Below are 3,148 nucleotides of genomic sequence, written 5' to 3' on the forward strand. Positions count from 1 at the left end.
TGGCCCTCAACCTGCGGGCCTACGACTTCGTGAGCCAGGAGATCCGCGCGGCGGAGGATCCTGAATTCGAGACGTTCTACACCAAGAACATCCTGCTCAACGAAGGTCTGCGTGCCTGGATGGCCCCCGCCGACCAGCCGCACGAAAACTTCATCTTCCCTGAAGAGGTTCTGCCCCGCGGCAACGCGCTCTGATCCCCCTTCCATGGATTTCCGGCCCCCTCCACGGGGGCTTTTTTCATGGCCTCCGTACTCATGCCCCCCTCCTCGCCTGCCCTAAAAGCTGGTTACGATGGCGGGGTTCCGTCAGCAGTGACGTGGTGATCGACGGAAACGCCTGATCGGAGAGCCCCGCGACGTTGGCCCGGTGACTCCCCACTGCCGCATCGGCATCGGTGGATCGTTCGCAGGACCTGCACGCGGTGGAGTCTTTCCGGCCTCGGTCGTTTTCCGTGCTTGCCGCAGGCGTCGCCGGCTGGCATCCAACCCACAGGAGGAGGTGTCCATGACCCCAAGTTGTCCCATCCAGGGTCTGCAGATCGCGGAGAATGCCGGCTGATCACGGCCGCTGAATCCTGATCCATCGGTTCCGCGCCAGAGCGGACCCGGCGAGAGCCCCCGAGACCGTGGTTCCAGGTACCCCTGGAGTCCCCGGTGTCGGGGGCATCGTTCATTCCGGCTTTGGCCTCAGGGCCCCTCAGCCGTTGGTCTCCCCGGTGCTGGTGCCGGGGACCTCAGCACGTCCCGGATCAGGGGCGCGGCCAGCCGTACCGCCTGCTTCGAAGGATGGGAATGCTCGTCCCGGTAGAGGATCTCCCCGCCCCGGGCTCGATAGGTGCACTCTCCCTCGGGGCAGAACATGTCGAACAGGTCGACCACCTGCAGCGTGCCCTGGGTCTGCAGGTCGCCCAGCAGGTCGTCGAGGGGCTGGCGTCGCCGCAGGGATTCCGCCCGGCCCGGCATCTCGCAGGGGCCGCCGAAGGGGGAGAACCACTGGGGCAAGGCACTGGCGGGATGGCAGTTCGCCTCACGGGCGAAGGGCAGGCCGTTGAGCACGGCCAGGCGCACGCCGCGCTGCGCCAGGCTGGCTGAGAAGTCGCTGAGGCCCACCCCCAGGGTCTGCAGGATCAGCCGGTTGCCCGGCCCCTGGCTGGGCGGCGAGAACATCACCATGTCGTTGACGAGGAACACCCAGTCGCCCGGGCGCAGCTGCGCCACCAGAGCCGGCACCACTCGGTTCCAGTAGGCGCGGTTGGTGGCGGCGAAGGGGCCGCCGCCGCCGAGGGCGGCGAAGTTGCCCACCGGGGAGGCGGCCCAGGCCGAGGTGATCGTCACCGCGTAGTCGTCGCTGGCCACCAGCGCGTCGAAGGCGCCCGCGAAGCTGGCGGAGAAGGAATTGCCCACCACCAGCACCCGGTGGCGGGCCGTGGCGAAGTTCCCGAGGGTGCAGTCCTCGATGGCGATGGTCTTGTCCGCTTCGCCGTCGTTGGCCAGCACGCAGGGGGATCCCTGCCAGGTTCCGGCGGCACCTGCCACCCGATAGGGATCGATCAGCGATTCCACCCCCATGCCGGCGGGGATCGGGTTGCGGCCGGCGTACAGGCTGAACGGAGGCAGGTTGTCGACAGCGATGAGCAGCCCTGCCCCGGCGGCCAGGCCGCCCACCCCGATGGCGATCGTCCGGTCCCGCCGCGGGGCCCAGCTGGCCTGCCTCAGGGGCTTCTCGACCCAGCGGTAGGAGGCCAGCGACAGGAGCACCATCAGGCCGATCTGGAACGGCAGCGACCACCAGTGCAGGCCGATCCGTCCAGCGGCTCAGGGACAGCACCCCCCAGTGCCAGAGATAGAGGGAGTAAGAGATCAGCCCCACCCGCACCAGGGCCGGCAGGCTGAACAAGCGGTAGGCGGCGGTCCCCTGCCGCAGGCTGGCGATCAGCAGGGTGGTCAGGACGACGGCGGCCACCGTGGCTGGAACCGCCCAGGCCAGCGGCAGCAGCATCACCCCCACCAGGGCGAGGGCGGCCGGCCAGACGCCGCCGAGGCAGAACAGCAGGCAGCCCGCCCCCATCTCCCAGAGCCGCGGCGGCATCAGGAAGTAGGCGGCGGCCTGCTGGGTGGGATAGAGCTGCACGAAGGCGACGAGGGACGCCAGCGAGGCCACGCCCATCACCCCGAACAGGGCCCTATGGCCCCCGGCTCCGGGCCGGGCGAAGCCCGTCAGCCAGGCCACCAGGGGCAGCAGCAGGTAGACCTGCTCCTCCACCCCCAGGGACCAGGTGTGGGTGAAGGGGTTGAGTTTGGTGGCGGTGCCGAAGTAGTCGGTGGCCTGGCCGTGCAGGTAGATGTTGGAGAAGCCGAACAGGGCGCTGATCCCCGTGCGCAGGGCCGTATGGGGACGGGGGATCACCAGGCAGGACAGGAATCCCACCACCACCACGAAGACCAGCAGGGCCGGCACGAGCCGCTTCAGGCGCCGGCTGTAGAAGTCGAGCAGCAGATCCCCCAGGGAGCGGGCCGGCCGGCGCGTCAGGGACGCGGTGATCACGAAGCCGGAGATCACGAAGAAGATGTCCACCCCCAGGTAGCCGCTGGGCAGCAGCCGGTCGTCGATGTGGTTGAGGATCACGCCCACGACGGCCAGGGCCCGCAGGCCGTCGATCTCGGCCCGGTAGCCGGCCCCGGAGGAGAGGGGGGTGTCGCTCACGCCGGCATCGCCTCGCCACCGTCCCGATGCCGGCCCAGCACCACCAGGCCCACCGCGGTGGGCAGCAGCACGGTGCACACCCGCAGCACCAGGGTCACCGCCAGCGCCGTCGGCCGCTCGACGCCAAAGGCCACCGCCAGGCCGATGGCTGTGGCCTCCGCGGTGCCGACCCCCGCCGGCAGGAAGGACAGCACACCGCCCAGGGCCATGGCGGTGCGGATCACGGCGGCCTGGGTGAGGGCCAGGGGATCCCCCTGCAGCTGCAGCAGGCCCATCAGCGCCGACGCCTCGATCAGCCACACCAGCGACGCCAGGGCGGTGCCCACCAGCAGGGGCCAGGGCCGCAGCAGCCGCCGCAGCCGGCCCACCGCCCCGAGGGCCTCCCGCAGCAGGGTGTGGTTTGAGTAGCTCATCGTGGCGGTGGTGATGCTCCAGGCGGTGTGCC

Annotated in this window: 2 protein-coding genes and 2 pseudogenes; 1 reads left to right on the forward strand and 3 read right to left on the reverse strand. The window is 70.1% G+C overall.

What is annotated here, in order from left to right:
• A pseudogene (locus VB737_RS06080) lies at positions 1-194 on the forward strand (photosystem II D2 protein (photosystem q(a) protein)); the annotation flags it as partial.
• A gap of 492 nt (positions 195-686) precedes the next feature.
• Here the strand turns inward: VB737_RS06080 and VB737_RS06085 are convergent.
• The 3 genes and pseudogenes from VB737_RS06085 to VB737_RS06095 all read right to left on the reverse strand — a co-directional run.
• The gene (locus tag VB737_RS06085; RefSeq protein ID WP_500311990.1) at positions 687-1,760 is read right to left on the reverse strand and encodes an SGNH hydrolase domain-containing protein; all 1,074 of its coding nucleotides are present in this window, start codon (positions 1,758-1,760) and stop codon (positions 687-689) included.
• A gap of 112 nt (positions 1,761-1,872) precedes the next feature.
• Positions 1,873-2,781 (reverse strand): annotated as a pseudogene (locus tag VB737_RS06090) (acyltransferase family protein); the annotation flags it as partial.
• The coding region (locus VB737_RS06095; RefSeq protein WP_500311992.1) for a lysylphosphatidylglycerol synthase transmembrane domain-containing protein at positions 2,700-3,148 on the reverse strand (449 nt) is incomplete at its 5' end. The gene VB737_RS06095 and the pseudogene VB737_RS06090, both read right to left, overlap by 82 nt.

It is taken from the genome of Synechococcus sp. BA-120 BA3 (genome assembly GCF_034931285.1).
Taxonomy (GTDB): Bacteria; Cyanobacteriota; Cyanobacteriia; order PCC-6307; family Cyanobiaceae; genus Cyanobium.